This is a genomic window from Paraburkholderia sp. EG286B (assembly GCF_040965655.1).
In the GTDB taxonomy this organism is placed as follows: domain Bacteria; phylum Pseudomonadota; class Gammaproteobacteria; order Burkholderiales; family Burkholderiaceae; genus Paraburkholderia.
The window spans coordinates 1-1,662 of sequence record NZ_JBFRCF010000106.1; the positions used below are offsets into that span (position 1 = coordinate 1).

Annotated in this window: 1 protein-coding gene; it reads left to right on the forward strand. The window is 67.8% G+C overall.

All coding sequences use genetic code 11. The annotated features are described in order from the left end of the window. Positions 1-1,662: condensation domain-containing protein (locus AB4Y42_RS43890; RefSeq protein WP_368697842.1), on the forward strand; the 1,662-nt coding region annotated here is incomplete at both ends.

The window sequence follows — 1,662 nt, forward strand, 5'->3', positions numbered from 1 at the left end:
TACGAGCCGCCGCAAGGCGAGATCGAGACCGCGCTGGCAAGGCTCTGGGCGGAGCTTCTGGGGCTAGAGCGGGTCGGGCGGCACGACCACTTCTTCGAACTGGGTGGCCACTCGCTGCTGGCGGTGCGGCTGTTGAGCCGGCTGTCGCAGGCGCTGGGCGTAGAGCTGCCGCTGAGGACGTTGTTTGCCAAACCGGTGCTAGCCGATCTGGCGGCGAGCATCGTGGAGGAGTTGAGCCGCTCCGGTCCGCAACACCTGCCGGCGATGGTCGGCGGGTCGCGCGAAGCGCCCCTGGTGCTGTCGTTTGCGCAGCAGCGGCTGTGGTTTTTGGCGCAGCTGGATGAGACCAGCACGACCTATCACATGCCGCTGGCGTGGCGGCTGCGCGGTGTGCTCGACCGCAGCGCCTGGCAGCGCAGCCTTGACCGTGTGTTGGCGCGTCATGAGGCGCTGCGCTGCATCTTTGTCGCCTCGGAGGGCAAGCCCCGGGTTGAGGTTCTGCCGCCGGATGCGGGGCTGCCGGTCATAGAGCACGATCTGCAGGGTATGCCGGATGCAGGCGAGGCGCTTTGGGATCTGTGCCAGGAAGAGGCGCGCACGCCGTTCGCTCTGGCGCGCGGCCCGCTGATCCGGGGCCGGCTGATCCGGCTGTCGGACGAGGAGCACGTCTTCCTGCTGACCCAGCATCACATTGTCTCGGATGGCTGGTCGCTGGGCGTGTTGGGGCGTGAGCTCAGTCAGCTGTACCGGGCGTTTGAGGCTGGACAAGACGATCCGCTGCCGCCGCTTGCGATCCAGTATCCGGACTATGCCGCTTGGCAGCGGCGCTGGCTCTCGGGCGAACGGCTCTCGAACCAGGCGCAGTATTGGCGCAACACCCTGTCTGGCGCACCGGCGCGCCTGGCGTTGCCAACGGACCGGCCGCGGCCGGCGCAACAGTCCTTTGCCGGAGCCAGTGTGCCTGTCGTGATCGATGCAGATCTGACGCGGGGCTTGAGGCGGCTGAGCCGGCAGCATGGCACGACCTTGTTTATGACGGTTTTGGCGGCCTGGGCGGCGGTGCTGTCGCGTCTGTCGGGGCAGGACGACATTGTGATCGGGGTGCCGACTGCCAATCGCGGCCGCCGTGAGATCGAGGAGCTGATTGGCTTCTTCGTGAACACCCTGGCACTTCGCCTCGACCTGTCGGGCGAGCCGAGCGTGGCGGAGCTGTTGGAGCGGACGCGGCGCACGGCCTTGGCGGCGCAGGAGCATCAGGACCTGCCGTTCGAGCAGGTGGTGGAGATCGCGCAGCCACCCCGGCGTCTTGATCACACGCCGGTGTTCCAGGTGATGCTGGCCTGGCAGAACAACGCCGCCCCGGCGTTCGACCTTCCTGGGCTGCGTGTGGAGGCGGTGGCAGACGGCTTCGATCAGGTCAAGTTCGATCTGGAGCTGAACCTTGGCGAGCACGGCGAGGCGATCGCCGGAACGCTGGGCTATGCCACGGCGCTGTTCGATCAGGCGACCATCGAGCGGCAGCGAGGCTATCTGCTGGCGCTGCTGCGGGCGATGGTTGCCGATGCGCGGCAAGCGGTCGGGCGGATTGAGCTGCTGCCGGCCGCTGAGCGGGCGTATCTGCTGGAGGAGCTGAACCGGACGGCGGCGGCGTATCCGTCGGAG